This window comes from Natrinema gelatinilyticum, assembly GCF_024266705.1.
In the GTDB taxonomy this organism is placed as follows: Archaea; Halobacteriota; Halobacteria; order Halobacteriales; family Natrialbaceae; genus Natrinema; species Natrinema gelatinilyticum.
In genome coordinates this window covers 673627-693633 of the sequence record NZ_CP100757.1, presented here as the reverse complement: position 1 = coordinate 693633, position 20007 = coordinate 673627, and the positions used below count along the sequence as shown (strand labels likewise).

The window sequence follows — 20007 nt, the reverse complement described above, 5'->3', positions numbered from 1 at the left end:
CAGCTATCTGGAACTCATTCCACCGGTTCAGGAACCATGAATCGGCGGTCAGACGTAATCCTGTTCTGAGGAACGTCTTTCGAACGGGCAAGAGTCCCGGGACGTGCTGTTATCACCCGGTTCTTCGGGGCTCGTTGAAATAAATACTTGACGTTGAAGTGAAGAAAATACGTTTGTGTGATACGGGCACAGCGGTCATCAGAGATTCCATCTCAGATGGCTGTCGATCCGAGAACGACACTCGATGATTCAGGGCTCTACAATCGAGATGGGGACGGAACACGAGGTCGCGCCGGTCGTTCAGCGCAGCTCCTCGGCGAACCACTCGCCTGCGTGATCTGCAACGGACTCCAGCGCGCCTGGTTCTTCGAAGAGGTGCGTTGCGCCTTCGATGACCTTGAGGGACTTTTCCCCCGCCAGCATGTCGTACGCTTCCTCGTTCCACTCGAGGACCGGATGGTCGTTTCCGCCGACGATAAACAGCGTCGGCGCCGTCACCTGCCCGAGGACGTCTTCGGCCATGTCGACGCGCCCTCCTCGCGAGACGACGGCCGCGATATCCGTTTCAGGCCGTGCCGCGCCGCGGAGCGCGGCCGCCGAGCCAGTACTCGAGCCGAAGTAGCCGATATTCAGATCGGCGGTATCGTCGCGTTGGCGGACCCATTTCGTCGCGCCGACGAGCCGATCGGTCAGCAGGGAGATGTCGAACCGCGTTTCGTACGTCTCGTCCTCGGCTTCGGTGAGCAGGTCGAACAGCAGCGTCCCGACGCCGCGCGCTCGAACCCGTTCGGCGACGAAGTTGTTTCGCGGGCTGTGCCTGCTGCTGCCGCTCCCGTGGGCGAACAGGACGAGTCCGGTTGCACCTTCCGGGACGAGCAACTCTCCCTCGAGATCGACATCGCCGACGGTGACCGTGACGATCGAATTATCGTTTGCTCCCATCACTGTTCGTTCACCGGCTACGCTATTGAAACTGGAGGGGGCAGAGTGGACCGGACGAGAAGAGGGGAGAAGGGCGAAACGCGTATCCAGGACGATGGAGACACACCATTCGGGTGGACGCGATACGGCTCGCGTGATCACGAAAAGGAACTTGCAACTCGGCACCGAACGGGCATCCACAGTTAACTCGCATGGACATCATCGTCACACCTCCCGCGGAACATCTCGAGTTCGATGCTGTACAACTCGATTCCCATCCACAGAACGAGTCTCGACTGTTCCCCGACGGCGAAGTGTACGTGCAAGTCGAGTCCGTCGATGACATCGACTCCGCGCTCGTCGTTCACTCGGGACAACCGCATCCGAACCGGGGACTGGCGTACCTGTCCGGATTGCTCGAACTCCTCACGGAACACGACGTCCTTCTCACGCTCTGTTTCACCTACGTTCCCTACGGTATGCAAGACGAGTCGTTCTATCCCGGGACGCTCAACTACGCCCGAACTCTCTTGAAGCAGGTTACTCAGTATCCCGTTCGACAGGTGTACGCGGTCGATCCCCACTTCAGTCATCGGGATTGGGTCGCGTCGTTTCCGGTAACCCACTTGCACGCGTTCCCACTCGTTCAGGAGCGGGTCAACGAGGACCTCGACGACTTCGTTGTCGTTGGGCCGGATCTCGGTGCGGTCGACCGATTCGGTATTCCTGGCTTCGAGAAGACGCGAAGTGGCGCCTACGAGGTCGAACTCGAGGGCGAACTCGACGTTGAGGGCCGGAACGTGCTGGTGTTCGACGACCTCATCGAGACCGGTGGGACGATGGTCGCGGCCTACGATCGGCTCACCCGCCAGGGAGCAGACACGGTCGTCGCCGCGGCGGTACACGGCGTACTCGACGACGGAATTCAACGCGTTCGTGACACCTACGACGGACTCTACCTGACGAATTCGATCGCGTCAGACGCGGCGAACGTCTCTATCGAACCCCTCGTCCGGACGGCACTCGAGTGAGATCGAACGGATCGGTTGTCTGGAATCGTCGATAACCGGGATGAGGGCCCGAGGTGTGTGTACAATCGCGATGGGACGTGCGCGGGAGTATTGGTCGATTTGTTGTGACTCGATCGAACTGGACCGGCGAACCGTACGCTCTCGCAACCGCGCCGATCTCCGAGGCGTTATCGTCCGAAATGCTCGTTCTCGACCAGGTCAGATTCCAGACCATCGTCGTGACGGGAGGGGGCTCGGATGGCCGACGTCGTTCGCAGAGCGGCGATGACCTAGACCTCGACGACTTATCGAACGGCCGGGTGTTCGTCGGGTTCGAACAACTGCGTGAGGAGTCGTTGCTGTCCGAACCGGAGGTGGCGATTCACGGTCGGTTGGGCGACTCCGAGCATGTCGGCGATGTCCTCGCCCGTACTCTTCCGCGGCCAATCGAAGAACCCGGCGTAGTAGGCGGTCTCGAGCGCCTCGAGCTGCCTGTCGGTCAACTCCTCGAACAGGGATGCAACCAGTTCTTCTCTCGTGTGCATCGACCGCCTGACGTCGCGCCGGGCGACGAGTTCGACGCTCGAGTATCGCTCGTCCAGCATTCCGACAAACTCCCTGACGTTGATCGTCGGTGACACATCGACGACGACTTCGAGTCCGGTCGGAGTCGCGCGAATCGACCGTGGATTCGCGCCGTGACGGACGAGTCTTGATGCGATGTGGTCGCCCGCGACCGTCGCTTCGAAGAGACATCGACCGCTCGATTCATCGATGAGCTTGTAACTTCTGACGGAAACGAGGTCCTCGAGGACCTGGCTGACGGAATCGGAATTCCCGCCACTCGTCGAAAAGAACAGGCGTGTCTCGTCGGCCGAACGGGTCGTGAGTCCCTCGTAATCGATTTGGTCGCCTGTTTTGCGAGCGACTCGTGCGAGGAACGTCTCCGGGTCGTTGAACCGGAGCGTGAGTTCGAGGAGCGTATCCGCGTGCAGTGCCTGACGGGTCTTGACGGTCGTTATCGAGTTCGCGATGCCCTCACCCAGCTCCTCGAACACCGTTCGCTCGAGTCGGTCGAAAACGCCCGGCTCGTCGGCGTACACGGAGAGGACGCCGTAGGAGTATTCGTCGAACGTGATCGGCACGTAGAGGCAAGACGAGAAGCCGTACGCGAGAGCACTCTTGCGCCAGGATTCTGTTTTCAGATCGTCGAGGATGTTCGAAACGACTGTCGATCGGTCGGTCCGCGCCGTAATGACCGACGGTTCAGGTGACGCCAGATCCGCTTCGAGCGGGGCGATGTCCAGATACTCTTCTTTCCCGCCGGCCCAGGCGCGTGGCTGAAGGGTGCTCTCGGTGGGGTTCAGATTGCCGATCCACGCGAAGCCGATATCGTCAGTTTCGACGAGCTGTTGACAGACCGACAGCTCGATTTCCTCGTGCGTAGTTGCGCCGATGAGCGACTGATCGATGCTTCGAATGATCTCGGTGATCTGGATCTGTCGTTTGAGACGACGGTTTCGCGCTTCGAGTTCCGCGTCTCGCTCCCGGAGGGTCCTTTGACTCTCGAGGCGGTCGAACGCGGCTTCGGTCGTCGCGGCGATCGTCTCCACCAGTCGCCGGGTCTCGTGGTCGATCGTCGATGGTGGTGCGAGCGCGACGAAGACGCCGTAGTCGCCGATTGGGACGAGTAACCCGCCGGTGACATCCTCGTCGAACGGCAGCGAGCGTTCGTACGTCCCGTCGTCCTCGAACACGGTGTGCGTTTCCGTGGCGAACGTGTTCCAGATAGGGGAGTCAGTATCCCCCACCGAGACGGTCGGCGGGTCCTCGGAGCGGGCATCGAACCCGTCGGTGGACGCGATCGGTTCGAACTCGTTCGTATCGGTGAGGTAATACACGCCGACGCCGTCGACGTCGAGAACGTCCTCGGTAGTCCCGACGACCACGTCGGCGACGTCCGACGCCGTCTCGGTGTTGAGTAACTCGCGGGCGGTCTCGTGAAGGGAACTGAGCGCGAACTCGCGTTCTTTTTGTTCGGTCACGTCCTGGAACGTGCCCTGGAGCGACACGATCTCACCGTTCCGCTCGATCCCTTCGCCCGCCACGGTCACCCACCGCTCGTTATCTTCGGCCGTGATTAGCCGTGCTTCGAGTTCGTACCGTTCACCCGTTTCAATAGCGCGTTCGATCGCAGCGCGGATTCGAGGTCGATCGTCGGGGTGGTAGAACTCGATGCCCTTCTCCAGATCAAACGGCTCTCCGACTGGAACCTCGTGGATTCGGTACACTTCGTCCGTCATCGTGACCTCGTACGGGGGATCGGTATCGAGATCGAGCTCCCAGCCGCCCACCCCCGCGATGCGTTGGGTCCGCCGAAAGAGATCGCTCGTCCGCTTGAGTTCACGTTCGCGCTCCTTTCGTCCGGTGATGTCCAGCGAGGAGCAGGTCAATCCTACGATCGTTCCGGAATCGTCACGCAGCGGTTCGACCGTCAGTTCGTACGAGACTCGCCCGCTTGGTAGCTCGTACGACACTTCCTCGCGGATCCCCTTTCCCGTCTCTAACACGGCACGTTTTGGGGCCATTATTTTCTCGGCTTGTTCGGTCGGTAACAACTCGTCGTCGCGTTTCCCGAGCGCGTCTTCGGGTCGGAAATCCGGGTGCGGATTGCAGACCCACGTGTAGCGGAGGTCGGTGTCCAATCTAAACGCGATCAGCGGTGAGTTCTCGAGCGCCACGCGGAAGTGTTCCTTTTCGGTGCGTAGTTCACGTTCGAGACGCTCACGATCGCCGTCGTGTCGGTCGAGTTCCGCCACTATTTGGTATTCGCCCGTGGTGCCGATTTTAACCGCTGTGAGTGCAGTGCGGACGTGTTCGTCGTCCCGGGTCACGACCTCGACGTCGACGCTGGCCCGTCCGGTTTCGCGCGCTCTCTCGACCGCATTGACAACGGACGGCAGATCGGCCTCGTCGAAGAAGTCGAACGCCGTCATCGAGCTGAGGTCCGCCTCCGAATACCCCGACAGGCTCGAGAGCCCTTCTGTCCACTGCAGGAGGTTTCCCTCCTCGTCGAACGAGTAGAGAATGCCTGACTCGGAGTTCAGACAGTCCTCGGTGTGCTCGGTGTCTTCGTCGTAGGGTGCCACACAGTCGCCGAACGCACTCACAAGTCCGTCGACCGCTTCGTACAACGCACCGATTTCGTCGGTCCGGTCGGTCGTGAAGTTCCCGCGGCCAGTGCCCGACCGCGCTCGTTCAATTTCGTTCGTCAACCGGGCGATCGCGGATCCCGTGTCCTCACTTCTGACGAGCCCTGCGAAGCCGATTGCCAACACAATCGGGAGGTGAGTGCTCGCGACGGATGAGGGATTTCCTGCGGTTCCAATCCAACCGAAAAAGGCAGTCAATATGCCGGTGTGTGCTGCGAACGCGCTTCCGAGAACGACCCAGCTCAACTGGATGCTCGCGTTCTGATTTACTTTCCACCAACTAGTCCACGACATCGTTGTAGACTCTAGCGCTCGAGCTGTATTTACATACACGGTCGTACGTCTCGAAACGATCAACTACCGAGAGCGTCCCATTCGGCGCTATACCTGTACCCTCCCTTCGCTGACGTCGCTACACTGATAGCAGGTAGCCGGATATCTCCGTCGCTCGTAGTCGTCTCGTGGCAACCAAAATTCCGAGAGAGCTGCCGGACGAGGACGAACCAATCAGTGCGAACGTAATCGACGCCATCGCGACTGCGATGGAGACCGATCCACTCGAGCTATCGCCTCCCCTGTACTACTCGATCGATCTGGCCGCACTAGACCGACTCTTTCGAACCAAATCGCCGACCACAGTTCGGTTCGACTACAACGGACGGGACGTTACAGTACAGGGCGACGGCACTGTGTCCGTCGGTGATCCTCCTCCCGACAGAGCGTAACGGGTAGTACGCCCGTCTCGAGCCCCGATGAGGACGTCCGCCACGGAGTACTCGGAACGACCGGTTCCCCCGCTTTGCGCTCGACAATAAACTCCCTTCGTAGTGCCACTGATACCAGCTACCGTCTTATTTTTTATTATCCCCGTTCGATCTCAGACACCCTCAAAATCGTCTCGATGGCCACATCGGGGGACACGGATATCGAATCGATACCGGCGTCGAGCAAGAACTCGGTGTATCCGGAAATCGTCGATGGGGCGTCGCCGCAGATACCGACTGGACGGTCGTGGCGGTGGGCCTCCTCGATCAACGAACGGATCGACCGCGTGACCGCGTCGTCGCTCTCGTCGAAGAGCGCGGCGAGTTTTTCGGAATTCCTGTCGACACCGAGCGTCAACTGCGTGAGATCGTTCGAGCCGATCGAGAAGCCGTCGAACAGCTCCGCGAACCGATCAGCGAGGACGATGTTCGAGGGGAGTTCTGCCATCACGTACACGTCGAGGTCGTCTCCGGACAGCCCGAACTCGTCCATGAGTTTGAGCACTCGCTCACCCTCGGCCGGCGTTCGACAGAACGGGACCATCACAGTCACGTTATCGAGGCCGACGTCCTCGCGAACGCGTCGCAGCGCTTCGCACTCGAGGAAAAAAGCGTCTCGAAAGTCGTCGTCGTAGTATCGTGCCGCTCCACGCCAGCCGATCATCGGGTTGTCTTCTTCGGGTTCGTACTTCCGGCCGCCCTCGAGGTTACGGTATTCGTCCGATTTAAAGTCGCTCAGACGAACGATAACCCGATTCGGATAGAACGCCGCGGCTATCTTCGCGATCCCGGTCCGCAGCGCGTCGATGAACGAGGCCGCGTCGTCCCGAGCGATTAACTCGAGCGGGTGGGCGCCGACCTGTGAGGTCACGATGAACTCCTCGCGGGCGAGACCGATACCGTCTACCGGGAGTGCTGCCAGCGAAAACGCGCGGTCAGGGTCGCCGAGAATCAGGCGAACGTCGGTGTCGGTGTCGGGAACGTCGCTCACCGTCTCTTCGTCGACCGTATACTCGAGTTCCCCTTCGTACACTCGCCCCGTTTCACCGGTACAGTCGACCGTGATTTCGTCGCCGTCGCGCAGTACTTTCCTCGCTCGGCCAGTGCCGACGATCGCGGGTACCCCGAGTTCCCGCGAGACGATCGCTGCGTGTGACGTTTTCCCGCCTCGCTCAGTGATGATCGCACTTGCTCGTTTCAGAACGGGAACCCAGTCGGGGTCGGTCATTTCGGTGACGAGAACGTCGCCTTCCTCCAGCCGATCCATCTCTCGGACATCGTCGAGGATCCGCGCCCGACCGACGCCGACTGCGTTCCCGATCGATACGCCGGTGAGAAGTTCGGTTCCGCGCTCCTCGAGACGAGACGTTCGAATGACGGTTTCGTCTGAGACACCGTGGACAGTTTCCGGTCGAGCCTGCACGATGAACAGTTGATCCAGTTCACCGTCCAGAAGCCACTCGACGTCCATCGGTCGGTCGAAGTGATCTTCGATCCGCGTCGCGTACGACGAAAGCGACCGTATCTGTTCGTCGGAAAGGGCGTACCGGTGCCGTTCTTCATCCGGCACCTGCTCGACGGCAGTTCCTCCGTCTCGGTGTCTCATTCGGGTGGCTTTCTCGCCGACTGTTTTCTCGATGATACCGTCGGTCGGCTTGAAAACCACGTACCGATCCGGATCGACCTCCCCCTGGACGACCAGTTCGCCGAGTCCGTACGCCCCTTCGATCACGGTCACGTTCTCGAATCCCGTATCCGGATCCAGCGTGAACAGGACGCCCGATGATGCGAGATCTGATCGCCCCATCTTTTGGACAGCACAGGCCAGTTTGACGTCGAAGTGATCGAAGCCGTGGCGCTCCCGGTATGCGATAGCCCTGTCGGTAAACAACGATGCATAACAGGTTCTGACCGCATCGATCAGCTCTGCCTCCCCGGTGACGTTCAAGACTGTCTCCTGTTGGCCTGCGAACGACGCCGTCGGTAGGTCCTCTGCTGTCGCGGAACTTCGGACCGCGACGGCGGGGTCAGCAACGTTCAACCGGTCAGCAAGTTCTCGATACGCCTCGCCGAGTCGATTCTCGAGTTCTGACGGCATCGGTGCCTCTTCGAGGAGTCGTCTGATCCGTTTCCCGCGGTCTTGCAGGTCCGAGATGTCTTCCGGGTCCAGCCCTTCGAGCGCGTCGTGGAGGTCCGAACGGACGTCCGTCTCCTCGAGGAAGTGATCGTAGGCGGCTGCCGTCGTCGAAAACCCCGGAAGGACGGGAACATCGAGGTCGGCCAACACGCCAAGGTTCGCACTCTTACCGCCGACTGACGCGATGTCGGTGCCATCGAGGTGCTCGAACCACCGCACGAATTTGACTTCCGGCGATTCGTTTTCTGACCCCATCGTTCTCCCTGTCGTTCACCAGGCACACCTATAAATCTCGACGCAACGGTCGGCCGGGTCCGAATACATAGCTCGTCACGTTCCGATGAACGAGCGCGTTCCGGGGAACGTCGAGTCGCCTACGGCGCACTCGACCCCCCGATGCAGTTCGCGAACCCGACGCCACACACGGCAGTAAATCGACACTTCGACGACAATATCTGCCACGTCTCATCTGACCCGAGACGGCTTCCAGTCGGGCTCGATTCGCGATGCAGGATTCCGACGGTCACTCGAGTATCGGGTGTTCACGGCTCAAAAAACAGCCCTCGCGCCTGGTTCGCGATTACGCCGTCCTCAGCGACTCCACTGACGACCGGATTGCTGACCGGTCGTCGGTTGGGTCTGGAGCCCGCTGCTCACCGTGTCGAGCGTCTGCTGGGCCGTCTCGACGAGTTCCCGAATCTCCGGCTGTTGCTGGTGCTGCTGGAGCTGTTGCACCCCGCTCTGGATAACCTGCTGGCTACACTGACTGAATTCCTGAGCGAGTGGGTTTTCCTCGACGATGAGTTCTTTCTGGATGTGTGCGATGTCTTTCAGTGCGTCGGCGATGTTAGCGACCTGCAGATTCCCTTGCTGCATCGCCTGCCCATCCGCGAACTCCGCGATGGTCTCGAGTCGGTCGAGGGTTTCGACGGCCGCCAGTATCTGTTCGGGGACCGATTGGGTAAATTGCTGGCCAGTGGAAGCCTGCTGAGCCCCCATCTGTTCGAACTGTTGTTGTGGTTGGTTGCTACTCCTGGTTTGTTGCGGTCGTCCTTGTCGATACTGCTCGGTTTGTTGCGGTCGTCTTTGCTGATACTGCTCGGTTTGTTGCGGTCGTCCTTGCCGATACTGTCGGGACTGTTGTGGTTCCTCTCGCTGCTGATACTGGCTCTGTCGTGGCTGGTCTTGGCTCATGGTATTCCGTTCGTGTTTTCGTGTTCGAAGGCCGTGTAATGGCAATCGACGCCCCGTCGTACGATGACGATCGACTGTCCGCACGGACCATTCGCTCGTTCGGCAATCGGGGTATTCGGCGCCTATTCAGTCGCTCGCGTTCCTCCTCTCGTTTCCTGTATCCGTCGTCTCAGATCACCACCGGTACGCTGGTGACCACTGGCTAGGGTAAAATACCGTTGGATACTTATCTGGAATTATGCCCGCTATTGTACTCCAATCATTTCGATACGATACGCTGGCACACGTACGGCCATCCCGAGTCGGGCTCCCGGTCGTCGTCGATCACGGTTCACCGACCGACGTCTCGTTCGAACAGTTCGCCGGTCCGATAGCGAGCCCCTGGGCCCACCGCGACCTGTCTATCGCCGGTGAGAGAAGCCCTCTCCTATCTACAGATCGTAGCACGAAATATGCACATTCAACGGTTGAAACGCTTGCTCGAGTTCTTCGTTATCGGCATCATCTTCGGCGTGTCGGAAGACGTCATCGCCGTCGTCGTTGCGACCGACGCCGAGATAACGCTGGACGTGATCGGCGTCGTCGTCATGATCGCGATTCCGTTCGCCATCGTTTCCGAACTCGTCGTCGATCATCCGCGATTCCTTCAGTTCGATCGGTTGGCCATCTGGCTTACTCGAACGCTCACCCGGCGTCCTTCGAACCGGCATCATCTGACCCCACGGATTCATTGGGACGGAGGTCGTACTCACGTTATGTCGCCACAACACCATCACCACCGCTGTAACCTCTGTGGAAAGGACTTCGATACCGGCGAGCAACTTCGCGAGCACGTCGAGCGGCGACATCCGAAGAAGGACGTCAACTGGTGGGTCGTCGCCGAAGACCCTGCGAAAGAACTCCGGTTTTCTCGAGAGTAGCCCGAACTGTCTGTGCGTTCTGCGACGAGGGCGGCCAGATCCCGCACAGTCGGTCGAGACGCGATCGTGTCGGCAGTTTCAGTGCTCCAGCTCGAGCGACGAGGACGGGTGATCGGTACCGAGGCCGTCGAGACGCCGTGACCAATGAGGCTCTCGAAGACGAGCACATCTCTCCGTTCAACGAGTACGAGACCCCACCAGGACGGGTCGCACGGCTCGAGGAAATTGCCGGAGCCGCCGTCTCTCGCTTCGGATGACGCACCGTCCGTCACCGGTGGCACTATTCCGGTCGACGGTGGCTGGTCAGCGCGCCGAATAACGAGTTCACGTAGATCGGGAACGGATATCAAGAAAACGGACGGGTACCGAGAAAACGGACAGTACCAGTTCCCCAGCCGCCTCCGGAGCGATTCGTCGTTACCTGCTCGCTGAACGACCGAGCCGGTGTTCGACCGTAGTCACTCGATCCGACGTGTGCTGTTCCCGACCGGGCTGATCGTCGATCTCCAGCGACGTGATGACCCGTTCTTCGTCGATCACGTCGTGTGCGGCGGCCGCGGCCTGGAAGATTTCGCTTACGTCGTCAGCTTCGATGACCGTGTCCATCGGCGTCAGTTCGTACGTGATATCGAACTCGTCGAGCGCGTCGAGCGCGGCGGCGATCTGGTCCGACATGTGTTCCTCTCGAACCGGGATGATCTCGAGTCTGGCTATTGCTGTCATGGTCGTGTCCTCCAACAGGTGCACGGCAGTTCAGCGCCGTGGCGCTCGTCGTACGGTATCCATCGTCAAATTCCTTCGCCAGGCGTGCCTCCAGACGGTCGGGAGCGAACCGACCGTCTCGGGCGGTGTGAGCTACTTTAGCTGTATTGAGGGTGCTAAGCCCCCTTCCTCAGCGAGCGAAGCGAGCAGGGAGGGGATACAACGCCCGCACGTCTTGGTTTCGTGTGAATCGGCACCCTTATTATCCCTTCGGTTGAAGGTGAGAGTAAGATGCTCACCACGCTTCCGGCGGTGTTCAAACGCGACAACAAGCGTGCATCGTCGGTTGTGGTCGAGTGTCCAACCGGTAGGAGCGGGACACTCCGAACCGCCCGTAAAGGGAAGCCGCCTGCGGAGTCTGGAACCGCTGTGGGATCTGTTCCTGCACGTTCCGACACAGAAACAGGAAGCTCCGTCCGCAACAAGCGAGGGCCGGGGAGGCCCGAGCGCGGTAGGGCGGAGTAGTTCACTGATGCTGCCGTCTCAGACGTCTCGGTGTGACGCTCAGGCGTGTTTCGTATCGGTATCCTTACCTGTCGGATGGTAGTCCCAGAAGTCACCGGCACGCATGGCATCGCCGACGGCCTTATGCATGTCGACCATCGTCTCGAACTCTTCGGGTTCGGCGTACTCGAAAATCTCGCGCATCGGGACGACTTTCTTGTAGTTGATCCGAATTGGATCATCGCCGTGTTCGGCGACGAACTCGTCGCGCTCGAGCGGAAAGTCCTCCGTCTCGTCGACCTTCTTCGCGATGATCGCCATGTCGTATTTTCGCTTCCCTTCGCTGCCTTCCTCACCGTCTGGATCGTGTGGCCATTCCATATAGGGACGTCTGCTAGCACACAGCAAAAGCGTTGGCTCGTCCCGAGTGGCGTTCGAGGGTGCCCGAAACTGGCCGATAGTCGTCCCCGACGCGGTCTCCGTTCGGGTTCTCACCGGCGAAAACGGGTGCTTTTGGGATACGCAGCTTTCTGGTTCAGGCGAACGTCCCCGAGGGAAGAGAACCACTCGCTCACACACAATAACTCGTTGTATGCGATAACTATTAGTGGTGTTAGATGACAGTCGATACTATCGGATGGGCCCTAACGCAGTTCTCGGGTTGTCGTCCATACTGGTGCTCGTACTCGCTTCTGAACTGGTTGTCCGAAAGCTAGAACGGATCGCTAAATTCTACGGCTTGTCGGAAGTCGTGATCGGATTGACGGTCGTGTCGATCGGAACGAGTCTCCCCGAGATCGTGTCACATCTCGTCTCATCGGTTCAGATCGTGTCCGGTCTGGGCGATTCCCGAACGCTTTCGGCGACAGTGCTGGGCGGAAATATCGGTTCCGACGTGGTACAGCAAACGCTGATATTAGGGCTCGTCGTCCTCGCGGTGGGCGGATTTCGGTTCTCGAGAAAATTCCTCGTTCGGGGATACGCGCCGATGATCGGAACGACGCTCCTGACGTTGATACTCGCGTGGGACGGAATGTTCTCACGTCTCGACGGTGTCGTTCTGCTCGGTGTGTTTCTGTTCTATATGTCCTTTCTCTATTCGACCCGAAGTGACATCATTCAGGAAGCGGGGAGGAACCCACCGTCCGACAGTCCCAGACGAGACGTCGTTATCTCGGTGGTGGCTCTTCTCACCGTCGTCGTCTCCGCTCACGTTCTGTTTCGGACAGTCGAGTTCTACGTCAGTCGAACCAGTTTAGAAGGGTCGCTCATCGGTGTGCTCGTGCTCGGTGTCGGCGCTGCCTCCCCCGAGATGTCGACTGCGATAATGGGGGTACGCGAAGGTGCGGAGGGAATCTCACTCGGGACGTTGATCGGAAGTAATATCACGAATCCACTGCTCGGAATCGGTCTCGGGGCGGTGATATCGACGTATCACGTTCCACAGCCATTGATTTACTGGGATTTGCCGATGGAAACGGTTACTGCTGCGATTCTCCTGACATACTTGCTGACCAAAGACGACGTCGGCGTGTTTCTCGGACGCGTGGCTGCGGCCGTCGGACGGCAGGAAACGAAACTGAAACTCGAGATGGTCGAGGAACGGCATCTGGGAAGAGTCGGCGCCGCGATGTTGATCGCGCTGTATTTCGCCTATCTTTTCGGTCGGATTACGTACTTTCCGACGGACTTCTAGCGGGGACGGGACAGCGATTCACCGCCGTTTCGCGACGAAATCGTCGTTCCTCATGCGGTCTGGTGTACCGATATACCGGAGCACCCACAGGCCGGACGCAGTTGCTCCGAAACTGACGTACAGCAGTCCGCATCAAAGAACGATGAGCAGAATCGGGACGATCAACAGCGTTACGAGGAATCCGATAAAAAAGCCGATATCATTGACTAGTTCTGATTGCGCTGAGTTGATAACTCTCGTATACTTCGAATAGAATGCCATCGGGATCAACGAAACGATAAAACTGATCGCGAGTAAGAGTGACACAGTTACGATGCCGACGGGCGTGTTCAGTGCGACTGCGACGATGAGGGTGTCGACCAGAGTCCCGATGTTCGCCCCCAGAACGTACGGGATGATCTCGTTTCGTTTGATGTGGCCCCTGTTGTAGAGCGGAACGATAACGCCAAGCGAAAACGCAACGCTCGTCGTTAGACCGGTGAACACGAGGCCGAGCCCGAACGATGTCCACTTGTCGTTGAGTTTGACCAGGTATCGCTGTCGCAATCGCTGCTTGTCGATCTTATCGAGCGTACTATCGAATAACCGCATGCTGGAGAAGATCAATCCGATCGCCAGGAGGAACGCGACACCGCCTCCGAACGACTGAATGATCCATCCGGAAAACAACGACGGTACGTCGGGAATGTGCGTCTGTATTCCAGGAACTCCCTGCGCAGCCGCCCCCATATCGATCGCTTCAGTTCCACCAGTGTTGCTCGCGCTCCCGAGTCCGGTCTTTCCGACAAGTCCTGTCTTTTCGATCAGCGGCAACGTAAAGTACCCCACTACCAGCACGGGCAGATAGATAGAGTGCGTGAGCAAAAACGTGAGCAGTCCGAGGCTGACCGAATCGCTGAGCGTGTCGAGTTCTTCGTTCAGATAGTCGAACGCTCCGATAAAGATGACGACTGCCGCGCCGCCGAGTCTGGAACCGATGACCATAAGAAATAACTGCGACCGAACGATGAGATCGGAATAGAACAACGAGACTGAAAGGGCGGCGACGACCGAACCGTTCGCCAACACGTAGGAGGCGAACCAACTGACACCGAGCGCTGACCGATCTCCGACGATGATTTGATTGAGAACCCGTCGTAAGAGTGGAGAGAGCGTTTCGACCGCCGATCCCAGTAATCGTATCGCGAATAAAAAGAGGACGACCGTTATGACTACTTGCAACGAAATCGTAAGCGACGACCGATTAGACACCACACACCACCTCACGACAGGTATGAGGCACGACTACTAAAGAGTTGCATTGGTAAAAACACAATTCTCGTATCTGTGACATATTGTCAGTCGAATAACAGATTGGCAGCCGAGTGTGAACTGATCGAGCCATCCGGGTACAGTCGACTCCCATGTCGACTACCAGTATAGTGGAAAGAGAGCACCTCCAACCGTGACTCCTGGTTTTTCGAGTGGAACCGAGAGCGGGTGACCGACCGGAATCGGCGCGCTCGTGAGGAACGACGCGTGTGAACGATTGACGCCGTCGCGGTTCTCGCCCCGGCTGAACCGTTTCGATCGCGGATGCGGTTCACGACCGTTGGTGGCCGCAAACTAAGGGATCGCGATACGAGGGTTCAGGTACTGGAACCGTCGCTCGGTCGCACTCACCCGTTTCCACGTCGCTCGACCGACGGTACTGCAATCGCCATCAGTGTTGTTTTCGTAGCGTAAGCCAGAGAACGCCGTCCTCGTAGCTCGCGTCGACGCGGTTCGGGACGATCGGTTCGGGAAGATCGACCGTGCGAGTGATCGGGTCGCCCTCGCGTTCGGCCTCGATCGTGAGCGTGTTCCCGCTCACACTGACGTCGATGTCCTGCTTCCGCAACCCGGGCAGCTCGGCGCCGACGAGAATTTCGTCACGCTGTTCCGTGATATCGACCGGCACCTCCTCGCGGTCCCGGGTCGAATCGCCGAATTCGTCTGCATTTGGTTCGTCTTCCATGCTCTCACCGGGCTCCGTGAACCCACTCGAACCGTCTACCCGACGTCGAATAAAGGATCGTCTCGATCGAACGCCGGCGAAGAGCGCCCTCCTCAGACGGGCATACGATTAAACCGCCACTCGTGGTAGCGTGAGCCGGTGTGCGACCATGGACATTGCTGATATCATTTCCACGGAGTTCGCGTCGTTCGACGCGTACACGCCGGTTTCGAAGCTATCCGGCGCGTTCGAAGATCCGACGCTCAAAGCCGTCGTCGTCACCGATGGTGGCGAATTCGAGGGTCTAATCACCCGAAAACAGCTCGAAGCCTCACATCGACATCCACAGCAAAAGGCGCGATCGATCGTCTGGCCCGTCCCGACCGTCGAGCGCTACGAGGACATACGGGAGGTCGCTCGCCTGATGATCGGCGGCGATACGCTCGTCCTTCCGGTCGTAGCGAACGACGAGGTCGTCGGCGTGGTCACCGCCGATGCGATGTTACGGAAAGTCCAGCCGTTCCTCAGTGTGCTCACCGTCGATGACGTCGCGACGTGGGGCGTGACGACGATCTCGGAAAACACGACCCTCGGAGAGGCTCTCCACCAGTTTCGTGAGAACAGGGTGACGCACCTCCCGGTGGTCGACGGCGGGAACCTCACAGGGATGCTCAGTCTCAGCGACGTGATCGACTTTACGACCCGCGATGTCGCGCGGAGTCAAGGAGGGTCACCGCGCGGCTTCGACGAACACGGGGGAGCCGGCGCACGCGCTGGCTACCGTTCCCACGGCGGGTTCGGAGAGCGCGGCGAGACTGATCGGCTTCTGGACCTTCCGGTTCGAGACGTGCTGACCGCGCCGGTAGCGACGATCGAACCGTCCCGGCCCCTAGACGAAGCCGTCGGAGAGATGTTCGACCGTGGCACGTCGTCGCTCGTCGTGACGCGAGACGGGCGAGCGGACGGAATCGTCACGAAGACGGACGTCCTCGAGTCGCTAACGTGGACCGACAGGGCTCGCAGCTCCGTTCAGGTCTTCGGGATCGAATTACTGGACGACATCTCCTACGACGAGGTCAGCGACATGATCGACGACGTCGCCCGGAAATACGGCGATATGACCGTGCTCGAGGCGAAGGTCCACCTCCACGAACACGACGAAACGTATCGCGGCCTTCCACTCATCCTCGCTCGAATACGACTGTACACCGACAGGGGGTACTTCGTCGCGCAAGACGAGGGCTTCGGCGCAAGCCACGCACTGCATCTCGCGCGAAACGCGCTGGAGCGCGAGGTACTGAAAGGAAAAACGTACGGCCGGACGAAGAAACATCCGGACGAGGACTACTGGTCGAAAATGCAGGGCTGGTGGTTGACCGGCGACTAGCGGTCTGGCCTCGTCGAGGACCGGGACGGAATAACGGCACCTCGGAAATCGGGGTGTCACTCAGCAGCATGTAACTCACTCGCGTGATCACCGGAGTGACTATGTAATTCGTCGTCGTAGACGGCACTCGGACCGGGGTCGAGTGCTTCGCGAACCGACGAGTACGCCACGACGGTGGCCTCGGATCGAACCGGTGATCACCATGGAATACGTATACGCAGCCCTCATACTGCACGAAGCAGATCACGAAATTTCCGAAGAGAGCGTCACCGACGTCCTCGAGGCGGCCAGCGTCGACGTCGAAGAGTCACGCGTGAAGGCGCTCGTCGCCGCACTCGAGGACGTCGACATCGACGAAGCCGTTGCGGAGGCGGCGATCGGTGCGCCAGCGCCTGCCCCAGCCCCGGCGGAAGCCGAAGCGCCAGAAGCCGAAGAAGAAGAGCCGGAAGAAGCCGAAGAAGAAGAGCCGGAAGAGGAGGAAGAAGAGGCGACGGGCGAGGGGCTCGGAGAGCTGTTCGGATAACCACTTTCTTTTTACGGAATCACAGCACCGCGCGGCCTGCCAGCCCGTCGGCCTGACGAACGGTACCGTTCGTGACGTCGTCGGTTTCGTTATCGACGTCTTCGATTTCGAAATACCCGTCGTGTTCCTGAATTTGCGGAACGCTGTTACTCGGGAAGGGACAACAGGTACTACGGTATCGGTCGACCCCCTCGAGAAATAGGCACATACACTGTCGGAACGCAGCGATGGTTGCTTCGGGTCCCATCGCTCCGTTTGCAGTCGATAGACTGCCGCGCCGTCCTCGTTTCGAATCGACCCTCGATTTCGGCCCGGCCGCCTCGCGTACGGCTACGACGAACCGTCGGGGCGTCCTCGTACTAGCGTCACGGGGAGCGTCGACCGGCGAGACACGGTCTCAGCGACGCTTCCGGTGATGATTCGGGCTGGGAGGGGTCGGCCGTGGCTTCCCATGATGATCTGATCGAAGTCGTTCTCCGTTGCGTAGTCGACGATGGATCGAGACGGACTCCCGTAGCTCAGTTCGGTCTCGACGACGACGTCGTCTTCGACGGTGTCGCGGGCTGATTCGAGAATCGCTTCTCCGTGCTCGGTGAGGGTGTCGACGGTGGACTCGAGATACGTTCCGTCGATTGCCTCGACGTCGTACTCGAACGGGAGTGCCACGGCGTGGTTGATCGTGATTCGTCCTGCTGGAAACCGGTTCACTGCGTACTCGAGTGCGGCGAGCGACTGGTCGGACCCGTCGACGGGAACCAGAATCCTGCCGGGGAGGTCTCGCTGGACGAGTTCCGACCGGGATTCCGGAACGATCGTCGTAGAGACTGGTGCTCTCCTGACGACCGCTTCGCTTACGTGTCCGAGAAACGGTCGAACGATCGGCGATTCCCCGTGGCTCCCCATCACGACGTGGTCGATATCGTGTTCGACGGTGTACTCGACGATGGTGCGATGCGGTATTCCCGACTCGAGTACTGTCTCGACTGTTCGTTCGTAGTCCGCGCCGACCTCGGTCGCACGCTCGAGAATCCGTTCTCCGGCCTGCCGGACGGCTTCGTCGTGTGATTCGGGGGACCCGACCTCCGCGAACGCATCGTGTTGGCTATCGAGGACGTGCAGTGCAGTGACGGTCGCGTCCGGAAACGATACGAGCGTGTATACGAGACCCGCGATCGATTGAGACGACCGGTCGACCGGGACGAGGACGTGTACTGTCATGGGTGGGGCGGCTGTTCGCATCGTCCGCGAGCGATGCGAGCCGGTGGGTTCAACGACGCCCAACGGAATAAAGAGGGGGTGTGCTGGCGGTATCCCTGTATCCAGTCCCCGACCCGGCTCGATTTTCTACCGACGCTGATATTTCAGAGCGCGATGGATATCGAAGGACTGCCGTGGAACGCGGATACATCAGCGCCAAGGTTGGCAACCAACTCCTCGAAGCAACCGAGCAGAGACTGGAACGAATCTTCGACCGGAGACGCACGTTGGAAGCCGATTCGACGGCCGCTGACGAATTGGCGTGGGACGGGCTGGACGTCGATGTCGATACCGGAGGCGACGGATTGAAATCCGACTCAGAGGACGAGCGACCGGGTGGTGACGCGGACTCGTGACGCGGGGAATCGAGTACGTCGAACTCGCCACAGAACGTCCCATTCCCGGTAGTGAGTGCCCCTAAAAGACGATACGGACCTGGTCTTGTGGACACCGAGGACGGGTGCTCCGTACTCGAGCCCGGAGCAGGGTTCGCTCTCGACGACTTACCAACGCGGTCGATTGAGAGGTTTCGTCGGTTCATCCACCTGTTCTTCGGGCTCCGAAACGCCCCCGTACTCTCGTGTCGACCGGACGAAGCCGATACTGAGGGCGGTCACCACGTCCGTGCGGGTCACTAGCCCCGCGAACTGGCCGTCCTCGTCGAGGACGATCAACCGACCGATGTCGTTGCGCTGAAGCGCTATGAGCGCTTCCATCGCGTCATCGTTCGGTGAGACGGTCTCAAGGTGATCCGTCATCACCTCGCGGACCGTCGTCGAGTCCCGGTCGGCCGGTGCGACGGGACGAACGTCCTCGAGTGTGACGATTCCGACGACCGATCCGTCTTCGACAACCGGATATCCGGTGTGGCGCTGCGTCATCATCGAGTCGAGGAGTTCGGTCACCGTACTGTCGGGCGAGACGGTATCGAGGGCGCCCACAGGGGTCATCATGTCCTCGGCCGTGATCCCCTCGACGGCCGCTTGCAGTTCGGTCTGGCGGGCTTCGCTGGTCGCTGTGATGTAGATGAAAAAGGCGATGGCGATCAAGATGATGTTGAACCCGAGGAGTCCGATCAGGCCGAGAAACATGGCGACCACCTTCCCGACCTGTGCCGCCTGTGCGGTCGCTTCGGCGAACGGACGGTTCCGTGCCAATATCGCACGCAGGACGCGCCCGCCATCCATCGGAAACCCCGGTAGCAAGTTGAAAGCTGCGAGCATCACGTTGATGACCGCGAGATACGCGAGGACGAACTGTACCGGTTCGAGGAACGCCGGAACCACGACAGTGAGAGCGTAGAACGCGACCCCGAGTCCGACGCTCACGATCGGGCCGGCGATCGCGATCGTGAGTTCCTGTCGCCAGTTCGTCGGCTGGTCGGTGAGTCGTGCAACACCGCCGAGCAGCCAGAGGGTGATCGAGTCGATTGGAAATCCGTAGCGGATCGCAACGAGTGAGTGACCGAGTTCGTGGAGTAACACGCTTCCAAACAGACCGATCGCCGCAGTGAGTCCGAGCAGCCACGGTGTCACACCCGTCGTGAGGGGCTCGATCGTGAGTTCCGTTCCGAGCAATCCGTTGAGTACCGGCGTGAGGTCCGCGATCTGAGACGCGATGAGCCAGGCGAATGCTGGTAGGATCACGAGGAACGTGATGTCTAGCTTGATCGGAATGCCGAAGAGGGAGCCGATCCGGAAACTCCTGATCATACAGATCCTACGAGCCAAACGACCTTAGTTCGATGCCGCGATCGTCCGCTGTCTGCGCTGGTTCCGCGATGAGGCCGAGAAGTCGCACCGTCG

Annotated in this window: 17 protein-coding genes and 1 pseudogene; 7 read left to right on the top strand and 11 right to left on the bottom strand. The window is 59.7% G+C overall.

All coding sequences use genetic code 11. The features are described from left to right. Positions 1-300: 300 nt before the first annotated feature. Positions 301-942: a dienelactone hydrolase family protein gene (locus NJU76_RS21325; protein ID WP_254533809.1), complete on the bottom strand. Its 642-nt coding sequence runs from the start codon at positions 940-942 to the stop codon at positions 301-303. A 191-nt stretch (positions 943-1133) separates the two neighbouring features. Here NJU76_RS21325 and prs point away from each other — a divergent pair, with 191 nt between their 5' ends. Further along, positions 1134-1952 (top strand): ribose-phosphate diphosphokinase, encoded by an 819-nt coding sequence (gene prs / locus NJU76_RS21320; protein WP_254533808.1) that lies wholly within the window; start codon positions 1134-1136, stop codon positions 1950-1952. A 284-nt stretch (positions 1953-2236) separates the two neighbouring features. Here the strand turns inward: prs and NJU76_RS21315 are convergent, their stop codons facing one another. Further along, positions 2237-5437 carry a bacterio-opsin activator domain-containing protein gene (locus NJU76_RS21315; RefSeq protein ID WP_254533807.1) on the bottom strand — a complete coding sequence of 1067 codons (3201 nt, stop codon included), beginning with the start codon at positions 5435-5437 and terminating at the stop codon, positions 2237-2239. A 167-nt stretch (positions 5438-5604) separates the two neighbouring features. Between NJU76_RS21315 and NJU76_RS21310 the strand changes: the two genes are divergently transcribed. Further along, a complete protein-coding gene (locus NJU76_RS21310; RefSeq protein WP_254533806.1) occupies positions 5605-5868 on the top strand; it encodes a HalOD1 output domain-containing protein in 264 nt (87 codons plus the stop codon). Between the two features lie 136 nt (positions 5869-6004). Here NJU76_RS21310 and ppsA read toward each other — a convergent pair whose 3' ends face one another. Together ppsA and NJU76_RS21300 are read right to left on the bottom strand one after the other, a co-directional pair. Further along, on the bottom strand, positions 6005-8299 hold the full coding sequence (gene ppsA, locus NJU76_RS21305) for a pyruvate, water dikinase (protein WP_254533805.1): 2295 nt from the start codon (positions 8297-8299) through the stop codon (positions 6005-6007). Positions 8300-8635: 336 nt separating this feature from the next. Then, the gene (locus NJU76_RS21300) at positions 8636-9238 is read right to left on the bottom strand and encodes a hypothetical protein (RefSeq protein ID WP_254533804.1); all 603 of its coding nucleotides are present in this window, start codon (positions 9236-9238) and stop codon (positions 8636-8638) included. Between the two features lie 452 nt (positions 9239-9690). Here NJU76_RS21300 and NJU76_RS21295 point away from each other — a divergent pair, with 452 nt between their 5' ends. Beyond that, a complete protein-coding gene (locus tag NJU76_RS21295; RefSeq protein WP_254533803.1) occupies positions 9691-10158 on the top strand; it encodes a C2H2-type zinc finger protein in 468 nt (155 codons plus the stop codon). Positions 10159-10575: 417 nt separating this feature from the next. Here the strand turns inward: NJU76_RS21295 and NJU76_RS21290 are convergent, their stop codons facing one another. Both NJU76_RS21290 and NJU76_RS21285 read right to left on the bottom strand, forming a co-directional pair. Beyond that, positions 10576-10881 carry a thiamine-binding protein gene (locus NJU76_RS21290; protein WP_254533802.1) on the bottom strand — a complete coding sequence of 102 codons (306 nt, stop codon included), beginning with the start codon at positions 10879-10881 and terminating at the stop codon, positions 10576-10578. A 543-nt stretch (positions 10882-11424) separates the two neighbouring features. Next, the gene (locus tag NJU76_RS21285; protein ID WP_254533801.1) at positions 11425-11745 is read right to left on the bottom strand and encodes a DUF5785 family protein; all 321 of its coding nucleotides are present in this window, start codon (positions 11743-11745) and stop codon (positions 11425-11427) included. A gap of 256 nt (positions 11746-12001) precedes the next feature. Here NJU76_RS21285 and NJU76_RS21280 point away from each other — a divergent pair, with 256 nt between their 5' ends. Continuing rightward, a complete protein-coding gene (locus NJU76_RS21280) occupies positions 12002-13060 on the top strand; it encodes a sodium:calcium antiporter (RefSeq protein ID WP_254533800.1) in 1059 nt (352 codons plus the stop codon). Positions 13061-13192: 132 nt separating this feature from the next. Here NJU76_RS21280 and NJU76_RS21275 read toward each other — a convergent pair whose 3' ends face one another. After that, positions 13193-14311: a sodium:phosphate symporter gene (locus NJU76_RS21275; RefSeq protein ID WP_254533799.1), complete on the bottom strand. Its 1119-nt coding sequence runs from the start codon at positions 14309-14311 to the stop codon at positions 13193-13195. 451 nt (positions 14312-14762) lie between these two features. After that, the gene (locus NJU76_RS21270) at positions 14763-15056 is read right to left on the bottom strand and encodes an Hsp20/alpha crystallin family protein (RefSeq protein ID WP_254533798.1); all 294 of its coding nucleotides are present in this window, start codon (positions 15054-15056) and stop codon (positions 14763-14765) included. Between the two features lie 148 nt (positions 15057-15204). Here NJU76_RS21270 and NJU76_RS21265 point away from each other — a divergent pair, with 148 nt between their 5' ends. Both NJU76_RS21265 and rpl12p read left to right on the top strand, forming a co-directional pair. Continuing rightward, a complete protein-coding gene (locus tag NJU76_RS21265; RefSeq protein ID WP_254533797.1) occupies positions 15205-16422 on the top strand; it encodes a CBS domain-containing protein in 1218 nt (405 codons plus the stop codon). A 202-nt stretch (positions 16423-16624) separates the two neighbouring features. Beyond that, positions 16625-16945, top strand: a complete 321-nt coding sequence (gene rpl12p, locus NJU76_RS21260) for a 50S ribosomal protein P1 (protein WP_254533796.1) — start codon at positions 16625-16627, stop codon at positions 16943-16945. Positions 16946-17015: 70 nt separating this feature from the next. Here the strand turns inward: rpl12p and NJU76_RS27180 are convergent. Together NJU76_RS27180 and NJU76_RS21250 are read right to left on the bottom strand one after the other, a co-directional pair. Next, positions 17016-17153: pseudogene (locus NJU76_RS27180) on the bottom strand (NifU family protein); the annotation flags it as partial. Positions 17154-17275: 122 nt separating this feature from the next. After that, positions 17276-18163 carry a universal stress protein gene (locus NJU76_RS21250; protein WP_254533794.1) on the bottom strand — a complete coding sequence of 296 codons (888 nt, stop codon included), beginning with the start codon at positions 18161-18163 and terminating at the stop codon, positions 17276-17278. A gap of 173 nt (positions 18164-18336) precedes the next feature. On the opposite strand from NJU76_RS21250, the gene NJU76_RS21245 reads away from it, so the two are divergent. Continuing rightward, a complete protein-coding gene (locus NJU76_RS21245) occupies positions 18337-18558 on the top strand; it encodes a hypothetical protein (protein ID WP_254533793.1) in 222 nt (73 codons plus the stop codon). 147 nt (positions 18559-18705) lie between these two features. Here NJU76_RS21245 and NJU76_RS21240 read toward each other — a convergent pair whose 3' ends face one another. Next, on the bottom strand, positions 18706-19911 hold the full coding sequence (locus tag NJU76_RS21240; RefSeq protein ID WP_254533922.1) for a CBS domain-containing protein: 1206 nt from the start codon (positions 19909-19911) through the stop codon (positions 18706-18708). Positions 19912-20007: the final 96 nt, after the last annotated feature.

What these genes read in the sequence shown, in the direction of transcription:
- NJU76_RS21325 (WP_254533809.1), bottom strand. Translation starts at nt 942, where the DNA reads ATGGGAGCAAACGATAATTCGATCGTCACGGTCACCGTCGGCGATGTC.
- prs (WP_254533808.1), top strand. Translation starts at nt 1,134, where the DNA reads ATGGACATCATCGTCACACCTCCCGCGGAACATCTCGAGTTCGATGCT.
- NJU76_RS21315 (WP_254533807.1), bottom strand. Translation starts at nt 5,437, where the DNA reads ATGTCGTGGACTAGTTGGTGGAAAGTAAATCAGAACGCGAGCATCCAG.
- ppsA (WP_254533805.1), bottom strand. Translation starts at nt 8,299, where the DNA reads ATGGGGTCAGAAAACGAATCGCCGGAAGTCAAATTCGTGCGGTGGTTC.
- NJU76_RS21300 (WP_254533804.1), bottom strand. Translation starts at nt 9,238, where the DNA reads ATGAGCCAAGACCAGCCACGACAGAGCCAGTATCAGCAGCGAGAGGAA.
- NJU76_RS21295 (WP_254533803.1), top strand. Translation starts at nt 9,691, where the DNA reads ATGCACATTCAACGGTTGAAACGCTTGCTCGAGTTCTTCGTTATCGGC.
- NJU76_RS21290 (WP_254533802.1), bottom strand. Translation starts at nt 10,881, where the DNA reads ATGACAGCAATAGCCAGACTCGAGATCATCCCGGTTCGAGAGGAACAC.
- NJU76_RS21285 (WP_254533801.1), bottom strand. Translation starts at nt 11,745, where the DNA reads ATGGAATGGCCACACGATCCAGACGGTGAGGAAGGCAGCGAAGGGAAG.
- NJU76_RS21280 (WP_254533800.1), top strand. Translation starts at nt 12,002, where the DNA reads ATGGGCCCTAACGCAGTTCTCGGGTTGTCGTCCATACTGGTGCTCGTA.
- NJU76_RS21270 (WP_254533798.1), bottom strand. Translation starts at nt 15,056, where the DNA reads ATGGAAGACGAACCAAATGCAGACGAATTCGGCGATTCGACCCGGGAC.
- NJU76_RS21265 (WP_254533797.1), top strand. Translation starts at nt 15,205, where the DNA reads ATGGACATTGCTGATATCATTTCCACGGAGTTCGCGTCGTTCGACGCG.
- rpl12p (WP_254533796.1), top strand. Translation starts at nt 16,625, where the DNA reads ATGGAATACGTATACGCAGCCCTCATACTGCACGAAGCAGATCACGAA.
- NJU76_RS21250 (WP_254533794.1), bottom strand. Translation starts at nt 18,163, where the DNA reads ATGACAGTACACGTCCTCGTCCCGGTCGACCGGTCGTCTCAATCGATC.